Source organism: Sporosarcina sp. SAFN-010 (genome assembly GCF_059415065.1).
This window is the reverse complement of the sequence record NZ_JBPFDS010000008.1, coordinates 140,610-161,010: the sequence shown is the minus strand read 5'-3', so window position 1 is coordinate 161,010 and position 20,401 is coordinate 140,610. Positions and strand designations below refer to the sequence as shown.

General features: G+C 43.1%; 24 protein-coding genes and 5 tRNA genes. 3 read left to right on the top strand and 26 right to left on the bottom strand.

Going from position 1 to position 20,401, the window contains the following annotated elements; genetic code table 11:
- Positions 1-138 precede the first annotated feature (138 nt).
- From ACR65F_RS11080 to ACR65F_RS11040, 9 genes are all read right to left on the bottom strand, one after another.
- Positions 139-780 carry an anti-sigma factor family protein gene (locus ACR65F_RS11080; RefSeq protein WP_039043282.1) on the bottom strand — a complete coding sequence of 214 codons (642 nt, stop codon included), beginning with the start codon at positions 778-780 and terminating at the stop codon, positions 139-141.
- Between the two features lie 11 nt (positions 781-791).
- Complete coding sequence (gene sigW / locus ACR65F_RS11075; protein WP_039043283.1) at positions 792-1,355, bottom strand: RNA polymerase sigma factor SigW; 564 nt, start codon at positions 1,353-1,355, stop codon at positions 792-794.
- A 208-nt stretch (positions 1,356-1,563) separates the two neighbouring features.
- Positions 1,564-2,472 (bottom strand): arginase, encoded by a 909-nt coding sequence (rocF, locus tag ACR65F_RS11070; protein WP_039043284.1) that lies wholly within the window; start codon positions 2,470-2,472, stop codon positions 1,564-1,566.
- Between the two features lie 88 nt (positions 2,473-2,560).
- A complete protein-coding gene (locus ACR65F_RS11065) occupies positions 2,561-4,669 on the bottom strand; it encodes an EAL domain-containing protein (RefSeq protein ID WP_039043285.1) in 2,109 nt (702 codons plus the stop codon).
- Between the two features lie 237 nt (positions 4,670-4,906).
- Positions 4,907-4,981, bottom strand: a tRNA-Gln gene (locus tag ACR65F_RS11060).
- An 83-nt stretch (positions 4,982-5,064) separates the two neighbouring features.
- Positions 5,065-5,149, bottom strand: a tRNA-Tyr gene (locus ACR65F_RS11055).
- A gap of 67 nt (positions 5,150-5,216) precedes the next feature.
- A tRNA-Glu gene (locus tag ACR65F_RS11050) sits at positions 5,217-5,291 on the bottom strand.
- Positions 5,292-5,334: 43 nt separating this feature from the next.
- Positions 5,335-5,410, bottom strand: a tRNA-Thr gene (locus ACR65F_RS11045).
- Between the two features lie 14 nt (positions 5,411-5,424).
- Positions 5,425-5,499 (bottom strand) — tRNA-Asn (locus ACR65F_RS11040).
- 179 nt (positions 5,500-5,678) lie between these two features.
- Here ACR65F_RS11040 and ACR65F_RS11035 point away from each other — a divergent pair.
- On the top strand, positions 5,679-6,341 hold the full coding sequence (locus ACR65F_RS11035; RefSeq protein WP_039043286.1) for a hypothetical protein: 663 nt from the start codon (positions 5,679-5,681) through the stop codon (positions 6,339-6,341).
- A gap of 44 nt (positions 6,342-6,385) precedes the next feature.
- Here the strand turns inward: ACR65F_RS11035 and ACR65F_RS11030 are convergent, their stop codons facing one another.
- Positions 6,386-7,063: a KinB-signaling pathway activation protein gene (locus ACR65F_RS11030; protein ID WP_039043287.1), complete on the bottom strand. Its 678-nt coding sequence runs from the start codon at positions 7,061-7,063 to the stop codon at positions 6,386-6,388.
- Between the two features lie 139 nt (positions 7,064-7,202).
- Here ACR65F_RS11030 and gerD point away from each other — a divergent pair, with 139 nt between their 5' ends.
- Positions 7,203-7,802 carry a spore germination lipoprotein GerD gene (gene gerD / locus ACR65F_RS11025; RefSeq protein WP_039043288.1) on the top strand — a complete coding sequence of 200 codons (600 nt, stop codon included), beginning with the start codon at positions 7,203-7,205 and terminating at the stop codon, positions 7,800-7,802.
- A gap of 16 nt (positions 7,803-7,818) precedes the next feature.
- Here gerD and ACR65F_RS11020 read toward each other — a convergent pair whose 3' ends face one another.
- The 4 genes from ACR65F_RS11020 to ACR65F_RS11005 all read right to left on the bottom strand — a co-directional run bounded on the left by ACR65F_RS11020 (position 7,819) and on the right by ACR65F_RS11005 (position 10,975).
- Positions 7,819-8,877 carry an iron-sulfur carrier protein/transcriptional regulator SalA gene (locus ACR65F_RS11020; protein WP_039043289.1) on the bottom strand — a complete coding sequence of 353 codons (1,059 nt, stop codon included), beginning with the start codon at positions 8,875-8,877 and terminating at the stop codon, positions 7,819-7,821.
- 78 nt (positions 8,878-8,955) lie between these two features.
- Positions 8,956-9,669: an N-acetylmuramoyl-L-alanine amidase gene (locus ACR65F_RS11015; protein WP_039043290.1), complete on the bottom strand. Its 714-nt coding sequence runs from the start codon at positions 9,667-9,669 to the stop codon at positions 8,956-8,958.
- Between the two features lie 99 nt (positions 9,670-9,768).
- Positions 9,769-10,065, bottom strand: coding sequence for a rhodanese-like domain-containing protein (locus tag ACR65F_RS11010; RefSeq protein ID WP_440504446.1), 297 nt, complete (start codon positions 10,063-10,065; stop codon positions 9,769-9,771).
- Positions 10,066-10,117: 52 nt separating this feature from the next.
- Entirely contained in the window at positions 10,118-10,975 is an 858-nt protein-coding gene (locus tag ACR65F_RS11005) for a mechanosensitive ion channel family protein (RefSeq protein WP_440504430.1), read from the bottom strand.
- Between the two features lie 250 nt (positions 10,976-11,225).
- Between ACR65F_RS11005 and hpaB the strand changes: the two genes are divergently transcribed.
- Positions 11,226-12,683, top strand: coding sequence for a 4-hydroxyphenylacetate 3-monooxygenase, oxygenase component (gene hpaB / locus ACR65F_RS11000; RefSeq protein WP_440504429.1), 1,458 nt, complete (start codon positions 11,226-11,228; stop codon positions 12,681-12,683).
- 120 nt (positions 12,684-12,803) lie between these two features.
- Here the strand turns inward: hpaB and rpsI are convergent, their stop codons facing one another.
- The 12 genes from rpsI to infA all read right to left on the bottom strand — a co-directional run bounded on the left by rpsI (position 12,804) and on the right by infA (position 20,005).
- Positions 12,804-13,196, bottom strand: a complete 393-nt coding sequence (gene rpsI / locus ACR65F_RS10995; protein ID WP_039043294.1) for a 30S ribosomal protein S9 — start codon at positions 13,194-13,196, stop codon at positions 12,804-12,806.
- 19 nt (positions 13,197-13,215) lie between these two features.
- On the bottom strand, positions 13,216-13,653 hold the full coding sequence (gene rplM / locus ACR65F_RS10990) for a 50S ribosomal protein L13 (protein ID WP_025783833.1): 438 nt from the start codon (positions 13,651-13,653) through the stop codon (positions 13,216-13,218).
- A gap of 168 nt (positions 13,654-13,821) precedes the next feature.
- Positions 13,822-14,568 carry a tRNA pseudouridine(38-40) synthase TruA gene (gene truA, locus ACR65F_RS10985; protein WP_440504428.1) on the bottom strand — a complete coding sequence of 249 codons (747 nt, stop codon included), beginning with the start codon at positions 14,566-14,568 and terminating at the stop codon, positions 13,822-13,824.
- A gap of 12 nt (positions 14,569-14,580) precedes the next feature.
- Positions 14,581-15,378, bottom strand: coding sequence for an energy-coupling factor transporter transmembrane component T family protein (locus ACR65F_RS10980; protein WP_440504427.1), 798 nt, complete (start codon positions 15,376-15,378; stop codon positions 14,581-14,583).
- Positions 15,375-16,247: an energy-coupling factor ABC transporter ATP-binding protein gene (locus ACR65F_RS10975; RefSeq protein WP_440504426.1), complete on the bottom strand. Its 873-nt coding sequence runs from the start codon at positions 16,245-16,247 to the stop codon at positions 15,375-15,377. Before ACR65F_RS10975 ends, ACR65F_RS10980 begins: the two co-directional genes overlap by 4 nt.
- Complete coding sequence (locus tag ACR65F_RS10970) at positions 16,223-17,068, bottom strand: energy-coupling factor ABC transporter ATP-binding protein (protein ID WP_440504425.1); 846 nt, start codon at positions 17,066-17,068, stop codon at positions 16,223-16,225. The genes ACR65F_RS10975 and ACR65F_RS10970 overlap by 25 nt, the downstream gene beginning before the upstream one ends.
- A 272-nt stretch (positions 17,069-17,340) precedes the next feature.
- On the bottom strand, positions 17,341-17,721 hold the full coding sequence (rplQ, locus tag ACR65F_RS10965) for a 50S ribosomal protein L17 (RefSeq protein WP_025783838.1): 381 nt from the start codon (positions 17,719-17,721) through the stop codon (positions 17,341-17,343).
- A 32-nt stretch (positions 17,722-17,753) separates the two neighbouring features.
- Positions 17,754-18,698 carry a DNA-directed RNA polymerase subunit alpha gene (locus ACR65F_RS10960; protein WP_039043299.1) on the bottom strand — a complete coding sequence of 315 codons (945 nt, stop codon included), beginning with the start codon at positions 18,696-18,698 and terminating at the stop codon, positions 17,754-17,756.
- Positions 18,699-18,830: 132 nt separating this feature from the next.
- The gene (gene rpsK, locus ACR65F_RS10955) at positions 18,831-19,220 is read right to left on the bottom strand and encodes a 30S ribosomal protein S11 (RefSeq protein ID WP_039043300.1); all 390 of its coding nucleotides are present in this window, start codon (positions 19,218-19,220) and stop codon (positions 18,831-18,833) included.
- Positions 19,221-19,244: 24 nt separating this feature from the next.
- Positions 19,245-19,610: a 30S ribosomal protein S13 gene (gene rpsM / locus ACR65F_RS10950; RefSeq protein ID WP_039043301.1), complete on the bottom strand. Its 366-nt coding sequence runs from the start codon at positions 19,608-19,610 to the stop codon at positions 19,245-19,247.
- Between the two features lie 23 nt (positions 19,611-19,633).
- On the bottom strand, positions 19,634-19,747 hold the full coding sequence (gene rpmJ, locus ACR65F_RS10945; RefSeq protein WP_076758849.1) for a 50S ribosomal protein L36: 114 nt from the start codon (positions 19,745-19,747) through the stop codon (positions 19,634-19,636).
- Between the two features lie 39 nt (positions 19,748-19,786).
- On the bottom strand, positions 19,787-20,005 hold the full coding sequence (infA, locus tag ACR65F_RS10940) for a translation initiation factor IF-1 (protein ID WP_025783842.1): 219 nt from the start codon (positions 20,003-20,005) through the stop codon (positions 19,787-19,789).
- Positions 20,006-20,401: the final 396 nt, after the last annotated feature.

The following is a 20,401-nucleotide window of genomic DNA, read 5'->3' as shown; positions in this document are numbered from 1 at the left end:
TTCCCCTACCTTTGCATACAATTTTTCACTTACTTAAGTATACCATAGAGCATTCTTTACATGCTGTACTTAGACGGGAAAACCGTTCTCCAAGTTCCCGCCCCTACTGAAAAAGCGACCGGCATAATTGCTCGTCGCTTACTCAGTATCTTGATTTTCAGTTTTGTCCGGGGTTAGACCTTTAAATGCAGTTTTCATCTTATACCATAGCCAGTCGAATAGTTCATCGATTTCTTCAATATTACCCGTCACTACGGCGGTGGAAGCCATATACTTCTCTCCCCTGATGACAGTTACATTTCCATCAACCTGTCCCTCAATACGTAAGTCCCCGTTCTTTACTACGAGATCTCCCTTGATCACTTCGCCTGCAGGGACGACAACTGTATCTCCTTCAATTACGAGGTTCGGTTGCATCGTAACTGAAAATTGTTCGTTAGTATTGTAACTTGAAAAGAGTGCCGCACTCATTAGAATGAGAAATAATGCTGCCGCAGACAACATCGGATGTTTGCGTAACCAGCGATTTACTCCTGTCTTCTTTTTTTGTTGTGTACTTTGCGGTAATCGCGTCATGACTCCCTCAGCAAATCCAACAGGTGCTTGCATCGGATCTGCGAGTTCAAGGAGCGCAACCGCTTCACTTAATTCATCGAATAGCATTTGGCACTCTTCGCACGTAGCGAGATGTTCGTTTAATACCTGTTCTTGTTCAGGAGCAATTTCTCCATCCAGGTATTCGTGCATATATTGGACAACCTCATTTGGACAGTTAGTCATCCTTACCCCTCCTACATTGTACCTATCTGTTTTCGTAATGCTTCCCGCCCTCGATGCACACGTGTTTTTACGGTGCCCAGCGGAAGATCTAATATGTCGGCGATCTCTTGGAGTGGCAGTTCTTCCATATACCTAAGCGTTATAACAGAACGATACTTTTCTGGCAAACGTCCAATTTCGTATTGAACACGTTCTTGTGTCTCCATACGTTCGACTTCCTCTTCAGGCAGATCCTCAGCGGCTGCAATTTGTGAGTACATATCGAGCCCTTCCGTACCAGGAACTTGCGCATCCAGAGAATAATCTGGCTTCTTTTTCCGGATTCTATCAATGCAAAGGTTCGTCGCAATTCGAAAAATCCACGTTGAAAATTTACGCTTTTGGTCAAACGTATGCAAATTTGAATACGCCCTAACGAAAGCCTCCTGCGCAATATCCTGTGCCTCCTCCCGACTTCCGAGCATCCGATAACAGACATGATATAAGCGGTTCTGGAAAAGCAGTACAATCTCTTCAAAAGAATCTTGATTCCCTTTCAGCACTTCATTTATTCGTTTATTGATCAACTCATCCAAAGACTCTCATCCTCCGCTTCTGCTGCGGCTGTCCCTTCTATACGGACGAAGGGGTCTACAGGTTTCATTTAAATATAAATTCATTTTACCAAATTGCAGAAAATATTTCCTTACTTTCTACAATACTCCCAAAAAATAAGAGACACACATGTATTGTATGCCTCTCTTACACTTAACTATTAGTTTCACAACGTGCAATTATTTCATCTTAAAGAAGTTTTTCACCGAATAGTGAACCGATTAATCCAACTGCTACGTCGGCAGTTGCATTTTTATCATCCAATATCGGATTGACTTCTACGAACTCCGCAGAAGTGACTAATCCTGAATCTTGAAGCATCTCCATTGCTAAATGACTCTCACGATAGCTGATGCCACCTGGAACAGGCGTGCCAACACCTGGCGTATATAGTGGATCCAATCCATCCAAATCCAGTGACAAATGGAGTCCATCAATATTTTTAGATTTTAAGTAGTCGATTGCTTGATTCATGACAGACGTCATGCCATCACGATCGATTTCGTGCATTGTGAACACTTTAATCCCCAATTCCTTAATCACTTCGCGTTCACCAGGATCGACAGAACGTGCTCCTATGATAACGACGTTTTCAGGTTTAATTTTCCGACCCTCTTTATAGATGTTTACAAGTCGATCATGCCCCATTCCAAGGCTAACCGCAAGAGGCATCCCATGGATATTACCTGAAGGCGATGTTTTTTCTGTATTGATATCAGCGTGCGCATCATACCAGATGACACCCAAATTATTGTATTTCTCCGATAGTCCTGCAAGTGTACCAATCGCCATGCTATGATCGCCGCCGAAAACAAGCGGGAATTGTCCATTCTTCGTCAACTCAGCCACACGTCCAGCAAGCTCCGTGCATGCATTTGTAACTTCATCAAGGTTTTTCAACCCATCTATATCCTGTCCAACTCGCTCGCCCGTTGGAACAGCAATATCTCCCGTATCTGTCACGAGATGGCCTATTGCTTCAAGACGAGACACTGCACCTGCGTAACGAATTGCACTTGGCCCCATATCTACGCCTCTTCGGCTCTGTCCATAGTCAAGCGGAACGCCTACCATTGAAATGTTCAAGTTCTTCTCCATGTCTATTTCCCCCTGAAGTTTTCTTTATCTGACATTTCTATTGTATCCGCTTCTTTCTAATGGCTCAACCAAGCAATATACTGAATATTTATTCAGTGTCATTACCGTTTTTCGAAAATTTTTCAAGTAATTCACGGATTTCTGTAGATGGAATTGGACGGCTATAAAAATAACCTTGTCCCTCTCTGCAACCGAGCTGTCTGACAATACTCGCTTGCTCAGCAGTCTCAATTCCTTCTGCTATGACATTCATGCCGGCAATGTCCGCCATTGTAACGATTGCTTTTATGATCGCACGACTATTTTCACTCGTTTCAACATCCCGAACAAAAGACATGTCAATCTTCAATGTTTCCGCAGGGAATTCCTTTATATAACTGAACGAGCTAAACCCTGTACCAAAATCATCTATGGATACAACAAATCCAAGGTCCCGCAATCGTCTAAGAGACGAACTCATTTCCAAACGGTCTGCAAAAGCACTCTCTGTCACTTCCATTTCTATGTATGCAGGATCAAGATCAGTCTTCTCCAGTAATGAGCGAACATAGGGAATGAGATCTGGACTCTCTAATTGGACCGCCGAGAGATTGACCGCTACTGTTATAGGCAATGAACAGACAGTCTGAAGTTCCTTTGCTTTTTTAAACGCTTCTTCTAAAATCCATTCTCCAAGAGGAATGATAATTTTCGTTTCTTCTGCTATCCCAATAAATTTGTCGGGAGGAATTCGTCCAAGATCAGGGTGTTGCCATCTAACTAGCGCTTCAAATCCAACGATCACTTCTTTATCCAGATCAACTTTCGGCTGATATTCTAATAGAAAGTGTCCCTCTTTGACACTTTTCCTAAGCTCGTTTTCTAAGATAATCCGGTCTAACGATTTTGAATACATATCAGGAACAAAAATTGCGCTTCCCGAGCCTCCTTGTTCTTTTACATACTGCATCGCTTGCTGTGTCGTTGTAATCCAACCAGGTACTTCAGTCGCATGGTTAGGATACACAGACAGACCACAGCTTACGGAAGGATTATATAATTGCCCCGCCACTTCAACAGGTGCTTCTATTATTTTCTGCAAAGCACAAGTCCAGTCAAAAAGTTCTTCCAAGGACTTATCACTTTTCATTACAAAAGCAAACTCATCTCCAGCCGTTCTCCCACACAATGCCCCATCCAGATGCAAAGCAAGGCGCTCTGCAATTTTTCTAAGGATTTCATCACCCCGGTCATGACCAAACGTTTCATTGGCATAACGCAATTTGTCAATGTTCAGGTGGACTAATCCAAGCAATTCGTCCGTATTTTTCGCTCGATCGATTTCAACAAACAACCCTTTCAAAAAGGATCTTCGATTTAATAGGCCTGTTAGCTGATCGATAGATGTTAAGTCTAAAATGAGTTTTTCTTGTTGTTTTACGGCCGTATTATCATGTATGACCAATACGCTGAATCCAACATATTCCCCTTCAGTTGTAATACGTGACAAACTACCACTCATTTGCATAACGCAGTTTTGATTTACTTTCAAACGGAACTCCACTGACACCTCATGCACCTGTGAATGATTTATCCGATGAAGAGCGTCCTTCAGGTTGTCGAGATCCTCACTTACCATTGCCTTCAATACATCAGGATTTGAGCCGCCGATTAGTTTCTCAATCGAAGGAGATTGGTAGTGAATTCTTCCATTTGCATCTACCACAGCAATATAGTCACCTGAGTTTTCAGTAATCAGCCGATACAACTCTGCTTGTTTTCGTAATGTTACTTCTATGCTTTTCTTTTCAGTTATGTCATGTCTAATCGAAATATATTGTTTCGGAATTCCTTTTTCATTTAAGAAAGGAACAATTGTGGTATCGACCCAATAGTGAGAACCATCTTTAGCTCGATTGTAGATTTCTCCTCGCCAAATCCTCCCTTGACCAATTGTCTTCCACATTTCTTTGAAAAATGATTTTGGATGAAATCCTGAATTGACGATGCGCTGATTTGCCCCTATGAGCTCATCTTGAGAGTACTGTGAGAGGTTGGAGAAAAACTCATTTGCATAAATAATTTCACCAGTTCTATCCGTAATCGCTACAATCGCAGAATTATCTATAGCGTATACGATGTCGTTCAATAACTGCGAGACCTCTAATTGTGGTTGACGTTTAACTAAGTTATGAATCATATCCTGATGGTTCTTCATGTGACACCTCTTTCATCCAGGAACTGTCTGGAACCTGTGAGTATTCATGTTGATAAGTATAAGACAAAAAAGCCCTTTCCGTTGAACTAGGAAGGGACGAGGTCGTTCTATTTAAATTATCGGTTCGTTTTAATCACTTGTTAAAAGATCATTTTTTCTAATTATTTCAAGAGTGTTGTCATATAATAATTAGGATTTTCAATTACTTTGTATTGCTCCAAACAAAGTTTGAAAAATTGGCTGGGGTAGCTGGATTCGAACCAACGAGTGACGGAGTCAAAGTCCGTTGCCTTACCGCTTGGCTATACCCCAGTAATTAAAAAAATCGGCTCATCTCTGCGCCGGAGTACTACTAATTAAGATAACCATTATTATAAAAGACTATACATGGAAAATGGTGGTGGGGGACGGATTCGAACCGCCGAACCCGGAGGGAGCGGATTTACAGTCCGCCGCGTTTAGCCACTTCGCTACCCCACCATTGGTTAATTGTTAATAAGCGTGCATGGCGACATCGCTTATCTGCTATGTATTACTGGAACAAACATGGTGACCCCTACGGGATTCGAACCCGTGTTACCGCCGTGAAAGGGCGGTGTCTTAACCGCTTGACCAAGGGGCCATATTTTTCGCAAAACAGTCGCCAGCTGTTCAAAACAGATTACTGGAGCTTCCAACCGGATTCGAACCGGTGACCTCTTCCTTACCATGGAAGCACTCTACCTACTGAGCTATGGAAGCATAGGCATGGAAAATGGCTCCGCAGGTAGGACTCGAACCTACGACCGATCGGTTAACAGCCGATTGCTCTACCACTGAGCTACTGCGGAATAATAGTATTAGCTTTTATCGAACAACGAAAATTATACCACAACTTCAAAAGATAGCAATAGGTTTTTTTATCGTGTTCTCTTCGTCTATTGACGACTTTTACATAATAGCATGTGGTGCGCATAACGGTCAAGCCTTCATCATAAAGTACAGTAAACATGTTGGAAAGGAGCTTTTTGTGCTAAAAAAGTTAGGTTGGATCATTATCATTTGTACGCTAATTCTCGTATTATGGCCCTCTTCCATCAAAACTCCGCAGATATTAAGTGTGTTCAAACTGACAGAGGAACCCGATGTTGTCGTTAGAGGCACATCCGGCTCAGCACTGACTTTGGATATTTCTTTTGGTGACTCCGCTCTTGAAAACTGGATTGCAGAGCTAGAAGCCCCTTATCCTTTGCTACTTGTAGATACTGCTTGGGCAATGCGCTTCCCGGACTCTGCTGAACTCATTCGCAAAAAGAATATTCCAGTTGCTCTTTTAGGTAAAGAAGGAGCCGCCTATGAAGAAGATTCTGCCCTCTTCACTAAGCAGCTAGAGGAATTCTCGATTCTATTCGAGAAAAAACCTCTTTGGTTCCGTACAAGCGATGAAGTCTTTCCAAAACTACTTCAAGAGTCCTTATGGAAGCATGAAATAAATGCTCTCGGTTCCACTTTGCGTTGGAAAGGTGGAAAACTCCCTCCCCATAAAAAAGGTGAAATATTGACTGCCGCCCTAGAGCGCAAAGGAAAAACAACATTGGATGATATTAATCGATTACTAGCCAGTCGTGAATTTCAATCCGTGGAAGATGTATTATTTGCGACAGATGTCAAAACCAAAAAGATTCCTGAATAACAAAAGACGCACATCTGGCGATTTTCGCTAGTGTGCGTCTTTTGTTATTTTGCATTTGCAGCTTTTTGTTTTCTACGCTCTGCTTTTCTTGCATCTAATTTTTGTTTGTCCTCGTCAGATTTCCGATTGTATTTGGGAAGCGCGAGGAGTTGATAGGAATTCACAGCGACAAGCGGGAATAGCATAATCGTCACCCATGTGTCGACTTCTCCATTGCGGACCATCAAAGCTGGTAACCATTCAAGAGTTGTTATGACAATCATGAAAAACAATGCGGAAATCAGGATATGTTTTTTTGTCCACTGCGCTTTGAACCAAGCCGTTACTGCAGCAGTTCCTACAAGTATCCCTAGCAACACCATATAGAGAACAGTCCGTCCTGCATCATCCGAAGTCAGACGGAATCTGAAAAAGACTAAGTCAAAGAGAACGACGACGATCAACAGTAGTTGTACCCAATTCCAGAGTGTCAACGTTCTAAACAAATTGACTCCGAACTGGTGGATGGTTAAATAAGCGAAGAAGCCCATTTGTGCGATAACACTCATCGTAAATCCTAGAAATACCATCCATAAAAAAGCACCTAAAAACTGGACATATTCTCCGGTTGATAAGTATGAGTAAAAAAAATCCCAACGAACAATCAGTCCGACAAGTCCAGTAATAGCGCCACCTAAAAGTAGAGCCCGTATGAAAAATTTAATCCAATTTCGTATAGTCACAGCAGCGTTCCTCCGTTTTGATTACTGATTCTAGTGTAACAGCGATTTATCGAAAAATCTATTTCATTCAACAGTCTTTGCATAATATGCGCAAAGTTGTGAACAATAATTGAAAAGCCAGTGGAGGGATTTCAAATTCATGAGAAAATTAGCAATGTGTCTGCTCCCTGTCCTATTCGTCTTATCCGCATGTAGCAACGCACAAAACGCAACACCTTCTTACGATGAAACGAAAAAGATGATGACTGATGCGATACAAACCGAGGAAGGGAAAAAAGCGATCAGGCAGTTGCTGACGGAAGAAGAATTCAGAAAACAGCTTGTCCTTGAACAACCCGAAGTAACTACCGCCATCGAATCGACGTTGCTTTCAAAAGAGGGGAAAGATTTTTGGAAAGAAACGTTCGATGATCCGAAGTTTCAAAAAACAATCGCATCCAGTATGAAGGATCAGCAGCAAGAAATTATGAAAGCCTTGATGAACGATGCGTCATTCCAAAAAGAGCTTGAAGAGTTCTTTGGAACCCCCGATATGCAAAAACAGTTAGAAAATATCTTGCACTCCGGCTCTTTGAAAAAGGAATTCGAAAAAGCGATTGAAGAAACGATTAGCAGTCCCTTGCTCCAAGCAAAGTGGCAAGAACTCATTTTGCAGGCAGGAGAAGTAAAGCCAGTTGAAAAAGACGATAAGAAGAAGAAAAAAGAAGATGACAAAGAAGAAAGCGGAGGGGGACAGTAGCCCACTCCGCTTTTACTTATTTCTGGATTTTATCCACAACGTTTTGAGCGATTTCTAAGTAAATCTTTCCAATTGGATGGTCAGCTGCGTAAACAGATGGCGCGAAGTCCTCTTCATCCCAATCCGGCTGCCCTAGTGGAATTTGTCCAAGCAATTCTGTACGAAGTTCCTCAGCAAGCCGCTTTCCGCCACCAGAACCGAAAACAAACTCCTTTTCACCCGTTTGTTTGGACTCGAACCAAGACATGTTTTCAATAACTCCTAGCAACGCGTGATCTGTTTGCAACGCCATTGCACCCGCACGAGCAGCAACGAACGCAGCTGTTGGATGTGGTGTTGTCACAACGATTTCTTTAGAGGCTGGAATCATCTGATGAATATCGAGCGCAACATCACCAGTACCCGGTGGTAAGTCGAGTATCATATAATCCAATTCTCCCCATTCCACGTCTCTGAAAAATTGGTCGAGGACTTTACCAAGCATCGGTCCACGCCAAACGACAGGTGCATTATCTTCAACAAAGAAGCCCATTGAAATGACCTTAACACCTTTACGTTCAACAGGAATAATCCGATCTCCGCGAATTACAGGTGATTCTGTAACCCCCATCATATCCGGAACACTAAAACCGTAAATATCTGAGTCAATCAGCCCTACTTTTTTACCAAGACGAGCAAGACCAACTGCTAAGTTAACTGAAACTGTCGACTTCCCGACTCCACCTTTACCTGACGCAATAGAGATGAACGTCACGTCATTGATAGGAGATAGTAAGTCTTGGGCTTCTGCAGCTGTCGCAGTTCCACGGAATTTCTCTAATGTCTCTTGGGGCAATTCTTCAAATCGAATTCCAACCGAGTCAGCACCCGTAGCCTTCAGAACCTCGACAACTTTCGATTGAAGGGTCATTTGCTCAGCTGTGTTCACTTTAGCAATTGCCAATTTCACACTCACATGCGCTTTTTCAGGCTTGATGGTAATGCCGACGATCCCATCTGTTTCTGCCAAAGTTTTATGTAAAAAAGGATCGCTCATACCACCAAGTAATTCACGTACTGTTTCTTCATTTATCACAACGGAACACTCCTTAGAGTTTAGTACATTCACCCCAAGTATATCATAGTCCGTCTTTCGAGTAAGGCGTTGCGCTTATCATTTCTGTTCCATCAGCTGATGTTTGACAACACCCTCGACAATCGCATCCGCAACTTTTTTCCGATAATTAGCATCAGCCAGCAATTTATGCTCTTCAGGATTTGAAATGAACCCTGTTTCAACGATTACAGAAGGAACTTGAATATTCTTCAGTAAGTATATACCTTTAATCTTCATTGCTTCACGATCCGTATTCTTTAATTGGTCTTTAAACGCACTCTGGATCGATTTTGCGAGTGCTTCTCCACCTTCATGTCCTTCAGGGTGGTAAAAAACCTGTGCCCCTCTCCATTGCGTCTGTGGGATCGCATTCACATGGACACTCAGAAACAAATCTGGTTCTTCAGTTTCGGCAATCTTAACGCGCATCTTAAGATCTTCGAATTTGCGTTCTCGCATCGATGAGAATTCTTTATCTGGCGCATGCTCAGCAATGGCATCCCCAGGTTTTGTACGCGTCATTACGACAGTAGCTCCTTTTTGTTTCAACTTCTTCTCTACTTCTTTTGTAATAGCAAGATTGACATCACTTTCAATGAGCTCTTTAGTAGAAGCGCCACCATCTTCTCCTCCATGCCCTGCATCCAGCAGCACTTTGACGCCCGCTAGTTCAGCAGGCATGAAAAATGCACGATCCGAAGCATTTACTCCATACCAGACAACGCTTAAAGAACAAACTAATAGTAAGCCAATAATTATCACACGCTTCATATGACACCGCCTTTTTCATCCACTATACGCGCGAGCGGTTTCTAATATGACCAAGCATAGAAAAGACGCCTTCCTTTGGAAGACGTCTGCATCAGTTACTTATTCGATTGGGCCTTGCCAGCTAAGCATACCGCCCGTCATATTGGTTACATCATATCCTTCTTCTTCTAAAAACTGTGCTGCACGACCGCTTCTTCCGCCCGAGCGACAAATAATTGTATACGGCTTTGTTTTGTCGAGTTCTTCTAATCGAGCTGGAATTTCACCAAGTGGAATGTGGATTGCACCAATAACTTTACCCGTCGCAATTTCATCCACTTCCCGAACGTCAACCATGTTAATGTGCTTACCGTCTTCTAACAATGTTTCCAATTCACTCGCTGTAATTTCTTTCATCATGTACGCCTCCTGTACGCTTGCCTTGCTATGGGTATCATATACGTTCCACTCAATCGCGTCCATTGCTTTCGCCTAGTTGCTCTTGCTGATGAATCACTTGATAGTTCAGTGGAAGTTCGATATTTGCTTCATCGAATGCTACCTTGATGGCCTTCAGAAGGTCTCGCTCACATTCCCATTGCAATCCATTTTCAACTTGACCAATCACACGAAGGACGACGTTTGTGCCATCTATGCTTTGCACTCCAATCGCATGTGGGCCGTCTTTAAAACGTTCGTCACGCTGGAAGTTCTCACAAATCCGCTCCAACACGCCAATCGCTTGGTCGACATCGTTGTAATAGCTAATCCCAACATCGACAAGAGCTCGCATATTGCCACGTGTATGGTTAGCTACATTTTCGATGATGCGGTTCGGTAAGTAATTGAGAGTCCCATCAAACGCCCGTACTTTCGTCGTGCGTAAACCGATCTCTTCCACAACCCCGTCAATGCCCGCCACCGTTACATAATCATCCACTTCCATCTGTTGCTCCAGAAGGATGAAGAACCCGGTCACGACGTCACTCACAAGCCCTTGTGCACCGAATCCTATGGCAAGTCCAACAACACCAGCACCTGCAATAAGAGGGCCAATGCTAACACCGAAAAGGGATAGCACGGTGCCAATAAAAATGAAGATCATTACATAAGAAAAAATATTCAAAAGTAATTTATCGAGCGTCTTAATGCGACCTGGTTTTGTCTTTCTAGTCAGGGACATCTTTTGAATGGTCGCACTGATCATTTTTTTACCTAAAGGAACCGCAATAGAAAAAGCCGCAATGATGACGACAAGCTTGATAACAATTTTAATTAGTTTATCAAAATCAATATCTAGAGGAATATGAAAACCGAATATGTCCATTTTAAATAAGAAACCTCACTTTCATGCTGTTGCATTAAAATAGCATAACTCATATGAAAACTTATTTTCAAGCAATCCGGTGCCCAGTTAACAAGTCAGAAAATTACTTTCAACTTCAATCTTTCACACGTATAGGTAAATGTACGTGACGATTTTGAATTCATCTTCTTACAAGTTAAATCTTTTTATGTAATCACATTTCATAGGTAATTAATAGACTATATTAAACACCGAAAGTAGGAGGAGTTCTATGGGAGCAAAAAACGGGCAGGAATTCATTAGTCGTATCAATCAATTGAAACCGGAAATATGGCTGGATGGCCATCCGTTGAAGGTACCTATTTCCGAGTGTCCAGAGTTTCGAGGACTGTTAAAAACAAAAGCTTCTTTATATGACTATCAAATATTACGTGAAAATAAGTCTGTGATGACATACGATTCTCCTACATCTGGTGAACAAGTAGGGATTTCTTTTTTACAGCCAACAACAAAAGAGGACTTAAAAAAGCGCAGGACTATGATTGAGAAATGGGCGCGTCAGACTTGTGGACTGATGGGTAGAAGTCCAGACTACTTAAATACGGTACTTATGAGTTTTGCAAGCTCCTCATACTTTCTAGAAGGAAAAGAAAATTGCTTCCCCCATCACGTTCAATCTGCATATGAACGGGCACGAGAACAGGATTTGACGTTTACCCATACATTCATCAACCCCCAAGTAAATCGAGCACCTATATACTTCGAGTCTTCAGATGAACCCATCTCTGCAAGAATCGTGGATACTACAAAAGACGGCCTCGTTATTAAGGGTGCGAAATTGCTTGCAACACAAGGCGGACTGACGGATGAAATCCTTGTATTCAGTGCACCAAAATTACTCCCAGACCCAGATGAAGCCTTTGCGTTCACACTTCCTTCAGATGCTGAAGGAGTGCGTTTCATCTGCAGGGAATCTTTCGCAGGCACTGACTCCACATTTAATTATCCACTGAGCTCTCGATTTGAAGAGATGGACTCGATTGTCGTGTTCGATAACGTACTCGTCCCATGGGAGCGTGTTTTCTTTTATCACAATACAGAAGTGGCTTCTCAATTCTTCGCAACCAGTTCCTTTCATCCATACACACTCCATCAAGTCATTACACGTCAAGTTGTCAAAACCGAATTCATGCTAAGTGTTGCAAAACTCCTTGTAGAAACGATAAATGTAGGCGAGTATTCGCACATCCAAGGGAAGTTATCTGAAATTATCGTTAGTTTAGAAACGATGAAAGCATTGTTGGATAAATCCGAGCAGGATGCGACACTCGACCAATGGGGGTATATGCGACCTAGTATGGTTCCACTCCAGGTGGCAAGTAACATCTTTCCTATAGTCTATCCCCGCTTCAGTGAAATCATTCAGCTAATAGGAGCTAGTGGGATGGTGACCATTCCTACCGAAAAAGCGTTTCAATCCGAGATACAGCAGGACCTAGTCCAGTATTTGCAGGGTGCTACTAAAAATGCTGAAGACCGAGTGAAAATCTTCAGACTCGCATGGGATTTGACGATGAGTTCTTTCGGTACTAGACAAACCCAATATGAACGCTACTTCTTTGGAGATCCCATTCGTCTGGCCAGTCAATTGTACCGCTCCTACCCATCAACTAGAGGGTTTTCCATGATTGAGTCTTTGCTAGGGCCTTTAGATGATTGTCAGGGATAATCATGTCAACAATGAACGACTGTCCTGAAGACAAAATCCAATCCGCTTATCTGGGTCAAATTTTCTCCAAACAAAAAACAGCCCATTCCAATAAAGGAATGGACTGTGAATAGTTGATGATTAACGCTTCGAGAACTGTGGTGCACGACGAGCGCCGCGAAGACCTGGCTTCTTACGTTCTTTCATACGTGGGTCACGTGTAAGTAGACCTGCAGCCTTTAGAGCTGGACGGAAATCAGGATCTACTGTTAACAATGCACGAGCTACTCCGTGACGGATTGCTCCTGCTTGTCCTGTGTATCCTCCACCGTTCACGTTTACGTGAATATCGTAGCTTCCAAGTGTACCAGTAGTTACAAGTGGTTGCTTAATGATTTCGCGAAGTGTTTCGAATGGTACGTATTCTTCTGCATCACGTTTGTTGATGATGATTTTACCTTCACCAGGAACTAAACGTACACGAGCTGTTGAACTTTTACGTCGGCCAGTGCCGATATATTGTACTTGTGCCAAAAGTGTTTCCTCCTCTTAATTACCCGCGAAGCTCAAATGCTTCAGGTTTTTGTGCTGCATGAGTGTGCTCTGCTCCAGCGAAAACGTGAAGCTTTTTAGCTGTTTGACGACCAAGTGGACCTTTTGGAAGCATTCCCTTGATAGCTAGTTCAAGCATTTTCGTTGAATAGTTTGTGCGCATTTCAAGCGCTGTACGAGACTTAAGGCTACCAGTGTAACCTGAGTGACGGTAATATTTCTTGTCTTTCAATTTGTTACCTGTAAGTTGAATCTTTTCAGCATTGATGATGATCACGTGGTCACCAGTATCAACGTTTGGTGTGAATGTCGGTTTATGTTTACCGCGAAGCAATGTAGCGACTTCTGAAGCAAGACGTCCAAGCGTTTGGCCTTCAGCGTCTACTAGGAGCCATTTCCGCTCTACTTCGTGGCCTTTAGCCATGAATGTTGTACGCATAGTTTCATATCCTCCTAAATGAATATCAGTCTGTTCCGTTTTCTCTATCCCTAAACACAAATAAACTTTCGGGGCTTTTTGTGGGGTTATTGAAATACCAAATATTATCTTACCGGTTATCGTCTAGAAAGTCAAGCAGTTTTCATAAAAACACCTGGAAAAGTTGCTTTACTCTACATACGTAACACTCATCAAATACAAACCGTGTGCTGGTGCGGTTTTGCCGGCACGTTTGCGGTCACGGGCCTCTAGGATTTCAGCCACTTTGTGTGGCTCGTCCCACCCGATACCAACCGCATAAAGGACACCTGCAATAGTGCGCACCATGTTATATAAAAAGCCGTCTCCTTCGATGGTTAAAATGAGATCATCGCTTTTTTCTTCGATTTCAAGCATACGAATTGTCCGAACCTTGTTTGACGTTGCTGTTTGGGATGAACAAAAGCTCGTGAAGTCATGCTTGCCAAGTAAATGTACCGCACCTTCTTGCATCCGTTTAAGATCCGGGTTCCATTTCCCTAAGTGAACGGAATAATTGCGGTCAAATGGACTTTGGATGGGTTTCCTCGTCCAGCGATATTGATACGTTTTTCCTTTTGCGGAATAACGAGCATGAAAATCCTCACTTACAGGTTGGGCAGAAAGGATACGGATATCTTTAGGCAGCAAAACATTCAATGCCATTAGCCAACTAGCTTCAGTCAGCTTGAGGGGCGTGTCAAAATGAATTACTTGTCCCCATGCATGCACCCCAGCATCCGTTCTCCCACTTGCCACGCTATGAATCGAATCATCCTTATGCATCTTACGAAGAGCTTTGTCAATATCCGACTGCACCGTTCGCATTTTAGGTTGAGATTGGTAGCCAGAAAATTGAGTACCGTCATATGCAACCGTCGCTTTTATACGCATCATGCGTGTCCTCCTTTACCCTCTGAAATACAGCATGATGGCTGAGAGTACACCTAACAAAACAAGAACCATTGTGTCGCTCGTTTGCCACTGCAGCTTCCTAAACCGTGTACGACCTTCTCCTCCACGATAACCACGTACTTCCATTGCAACCGCAAGATCTTCAGCACGCTTGAACGCACTTACAAACAACGGAACGAGTAATGGAATCACTGCTTTTACACGTTGCTGAATACTTCCCGAACTAATATCCGATCCCCGTGCGAGTTGAGCTTTCAAGATCTTATCGGTTTCATCCATTAATGTCGGGATGAATCTCAAAGCAATTGACATCATCATGGCAAGCTCATGCACTGGGAGTTTAAATCGTTTCAACGGATTCAGCAAAGTCTCCACACCATCAGTAATCGAAATTGGCGAAGTCGTCAGTGTGAGTACGGTCGTCATCAATACTAATATTAAAAATCGTAACGAAATGTAAATACCTTGGCGCAATCCTTCTTCATAAATCGTGATGAACTTCCACTGGAAGAGGATGTCCCCTTCACGCGTGAGAAATAAATGCATTAGCAGCGTAAAGACAACGAGAAATAGAATTGGTTTGAGTCCACCTAGCAAAAATGGAATTCGGATTTTTGAGAGGAGAATAACGAACACTGTAAACGCAAGTAAAATTGCATAAGTCGCTGTATTATTCGCGACGAAAACCGCGAAGATGAACAAAAATATGAAAATGAGCTTGGATCTTGGGTCCAGGCGATGCGTAATCGAATTCCCTGGTAAATAACGTCCGAAAATCATCTTCTCCATCATTTCGGCTCACCTGCTTCTTTAGCAAGCGCTGCAATCATTTCAGCAAGCTGCTCTTCCGTAAGAGCAGGTTTCGGCAGCAGTTGATGGACCAATCGCTCGAAGTCTCTCTGAAACCGCACTGAACGAGGCAATTCCAAACGATACGCTGCAAGCTGTGCAGCATCCGTCAGGACCTCTTCAGGAGGCCCTGCAAGCACCGCATGGCCTTCATGCATTACGATGACATGCTCTGCATAGCGGGCAGCATCTTCCATGCTGTGGGTAACTAAAATCGTAGTCAGCCCCTCTTCTTTGTGGAACCTTTCAAACATCTCCATAATTTCACGGCGCCCTTGCGGATCAAGACCCGCAGTCGGTTCGTCTAATATTAAAACGGATGGTTTAAACGCTAGTACACCCGCAATCGCAACCCGTCTCATCTGACCACCTGAAAGTTCAAACGGTGACTTATTCGCAACGTCAGCCGGCAAGCCCAGCATCTCGATTAATTCGTGTGCCCGCATTCTAGCTTCCTCTTCAGGGATTCCGAAGTTTAACGGACCGAACATTATATCTTTTTCTACAGTCTCCTCAAACAACTGATGCTCAGGAAACTGGAAGACGATTCCAACATCCCTTCGTACACTTCGCAGTGCCTTCCCTTTTGTTTCAGATGTAATGAGGGTGTCACCAACTCGTACCGTGCCTTCAGTTGGTTTTAACAAACCATTCAAATGCAACAGCAAGGTAGATTTTCCTGAACCGGTATGACCAATCACCGCTGTATAAGACCCCGTTTTAATCGAAGCATTGATATTATGTAGTGCTTTTTTCTCGAAAGGAGTATTCGGTGCATACGCAAAATTTACTTGCTGAAATGTGATGTCCATAACTCGTTCACCAACTCTTTTTCTGACATATGGTCGCCTACTAACGGCAGTCCTGCATTCCGCAATAACTGTGAAAGACGAAGAGCAAATGGCAAATCGAGTCCATGCTCTTGAAGTTTACTTCCTTGTTCAAAGATAGAGGTCGGTGTCCCGGAAGCAGCAAGCTTCCCTTTGTTCATGACGAAAACACGATCTGCTAAAAGGACTTCTTCCAAGTCATGTGTAATTGAAATGACAGTAAGTCCAGTTGTACGCCGTAACGTAGTAATCAGCTCAATAACTTCACTGCGACCTTGAGGATCTAACATTGATGTCGCTTCATCTAATATTAAAACCGTAGGATTCATCGCAAGTGCTCCTGCAATAGCAACACGCTGTTTTTGCCCTCCTGATAAATGGTGGGGTTCATGACTGTGATACGATGACATCCCCACGTCAGAGAGCGCTTGTTTCACACGAGTTTGCATTTCATCGTAAGGGACGCCATTGTTCTCTAATGCAAATGCAACATCATCTTGAACTGTTGCACCTACGAACTGATTATCCGGATTTTGAAACACAACGCCGAGCTGTGATCGGACATCCCATAGATTATCTTCCGTCAATGGATCCAAGAAGACATTTACGGTTCCGTTAGCAGGAAAGAGTAGCCCGATCATCAGCTTAGCAAGCGTCGATTTACCTGAACCGTTATGTCCGACAATCGATACCCACTCCCCGTCACGGACCGTGAAGGAGACGTCTTGAACGGCTTGTACGAAAACATCTTCTTCTGTTTCATAAGCAAATGATACACCGTCCAACGACAAAAATTCCTTCATACACGACCGCCTCTTTTCTTGTGAACTTATGTATGTATAACTAGAAATCCTAAAAGATTTCTATAAATAAAAAAAGCGCGCATCTCATCCGAAGAATGCGCAGCAAAATGTTTCGATGCCGGGTGCTCAAGCCGTCATCGCGGATGAGATGCGTAGAGCTAGACCAATCAGAAACGATGTCTGTCGATCATAACACTCAGCTTTTCATATTGTCGTATAAATCATTATGTGGAAAGAGGGTGTGGCTGTCGCCAGTCACACCCCCAAGTTCCTTACACGAGTTCGATGACTACAACGGGTGCTCCGTCTCCACGGCGCGGTCCCATCTTCATGATTCGTGTGTATCCGCCCTGGCGTTCTGCATAGCGCGGTGCAACATCGTCAAACAATTTTTGAATGGCAAATGTCTTAGTTTCTTTACCTTCATCATCAGTACCAAGAATTACTTCACGGCGGATGAATTCAGCTACCTGACGGCGTGCATGCAAGTCCCCACGCTTACCAAGTGTGATCATTTTTTCAACAACTGAACGAAGCTCTTTCGCACGTGCTTCCGTTGTTTGGATGCGTTCGTGGATGATTAGGTCTGTTGCCAGGTCCCGTAGCATCGCTTTACGCTGTGAACTTGTGCGTCCAAGTTTTCTGTAACCCATAGAAGATTCCCTCCTTCAATCTAATTCTGCTTTCAATCTTCAGAGCGTAATCCTAGATTCAACTCTTCCAACTTCAGCTTTACTTCTTCAAGTGATTTTCGGCCAAGATTACGCACTTTCATCATTTCGTCCTCGGACTTGTTAGCAAGTTCCATAACGGTATTGATGCCTGCACGCTTCAGGCAGTTGTAAGAACGAACAGAAAGATCTAATTCTTCGATAGTCATCTCAAGAACTTTTTCTTTTTGGTCTTCTTCTTTTTCTACCATAATCTCTGCAGTTTGTGCTTCGTCTGTCATACCGACAAAAATATTTAAATGTTCCGTAAGGATTTTAGCACCCAGCGAAACAGATTCTTTAGGACCAATACTACCATCTGTCCAAACATCTAGTGTTAACTTATCAAAGTTTGTACTTTGACCAACCCGAGTATTTTCAACTTGGAAGTTTACACGAGATACCGGTGTGTAGATAGAATCGATTGGAATTACACCAATCGCAAGGTCATCACGTTTGTTTTGTACCGAAGGAGCATAGCCTCTTCCTCGTACTGCATACATGCGCATACGGAGGTGACCATTTTTCCCAAGTGTCGCAATTTGAAGATTCGGATTCAATACTTCTACATCACTATCATGAGTAATGTCAGCAGCAGTTACCTTACCTTCGCCTTTAACATCTATTTCAATAACTTTCTCGTCATCAGAATAGATTTTAAGAGCTAATTGTTTCACGTTTAGAATAATAGTCGCTACGTCTTCTACGACACCTTCGACTGTTGAGAACTCATGAAGAACGCCATCGATTTGAATCGATGTTACGGCAGCTCCAGGCAGAGAAGACAACAAGACGCGGCGTAATGAATTCCCTAAAGTATTTCCATACCCTCGTTCCAATGGTTCGATAACAAACTTACCAAACATGGAATCATCAGCAACCATAACGGTTTCAATCTTCGGTTTCTCAATCTCGATCATTCATTTACCCTCCTTCAAAACGTGTGTGTGGGTCGTTCCTTATTGAAATCGATTTTTATAGACAGCAAAATGCAATCGCACAATTCATTCTTACCAAAAATTGTGTTTCTCAATCAATTGGAATAGAAACCATTAAACACGACGACGTTTTGGAGGACGGCATCCGTTGTGCGGAACAGGCGTTACGTCACGGATTGCTGTGACCTCAAGACCAGCAGCTTGTAGTGAACGAATCGCAGCTTCACGACCAGCACCAGGACCTTTAACAGTAACTTCCAAAGTTTTAAGACCGTGTTCCATTGAAGATTTCGCAGCTGTTTCTGCAGCCATTTGAGCCGCAAAAGGAGTCGATTTACGTGATCCGCGGAAACCAAGTGCACCAGCACTAGACCATGAAATTGCGTTTCCGTGAGTGTCAGTAATCGTTACGATTGTATTGTTGAACGTCGAGCGGATATGTGCAATACCGGATTCAATATTCTTTTTTACACGACGTTTACGAGTTTGTTGTTTACGTGCCATGTTCGAAAATACCTCCTTTACCTATTATTTCTTTTTGTTTGCAACAGTCCGCTTAGGACCTTTACGTGTACGTGCATTGTTTTTTGTGTTTTGTCCGCGTACAGGCAATCCACGACGGTGACGGATTCCACGGAAGCTTCCGATTTCCATCAAACGTTTGATGTTAAGAGAAGTTTCACGGCGAAGATCCCCTTCTACTTTCAATGCATCTAATTGTTCACGGATTTTGTCGAGTTCCGCATCAGTTAAATCACGAACGCGTGTCTCTTCTGAAACGTCAGCTGCAGCAAGAACTTTCTGTGCTGTCGTTTTCCCAATTCCGTAGATGTAAGTCAATGAAATTACAACGCGCTTATCGCGCGGTACGTCTACACCAGCAATACGTGCCATATAGGTTGCGCACCTCCTTTATATTATCCTTGACGCTGTTTGTGCTTTGGATTTTCACAGATTACCATTACTCGGCCGCGTCTGCGAATAACTTTGCATTTTTCGCAGATCGGTTTTACAGATGGTCTTACTTTCATCTTACCCAACCTCCTTCATTAGTCCGGAGTTGCAAAATTTTATTTGAAACGGTATGTGATGCGACCACGTGTTAAGTCATAAGGCGACAATTCGATTGTCACTTTATCACCAGGCAAAATGCGGATGAAGTGCATACGGATTTTACCGGATACATGTGCAAGCACAGTATGTCCGTTTTCCAATTCCACTTTGAACATCGCATTCGGCAACGTATCTATTACAGTACCTTCAATTTCGATTACGTCATCTTTCGCCATCAGCTCAGTCTCCCTTCTATATCCTATAAAGGCCCTCACCTTCCGAGCGGCATCAGTCGCTTTACAAGCTTCTTCAACATATGTCCGGTATGCGCGAGTGATGTTCGAAAAGACGCAAATCACAATTCATGCCAGTTTGCCGGTCCCGAAATGTTGTTTGGAACTTCAAATCGGATCAAACATCACCGACAGTGCGCTTCTGATCTGTGTGTCCTAGGACAACAAACCCACTCACAACAACACATTATACTCCGAAGAGCTATAAAATGCATTCATGAAGTACCGAGCGTTTAACTGCCGACTGTTACCAATTTCCACTTAGCATCAACTGCTTTTGCAGCTCAATCTAATCAATTGCTCCTTCCGTACAGCAGAACGCTGCCGGACGTGATGCCC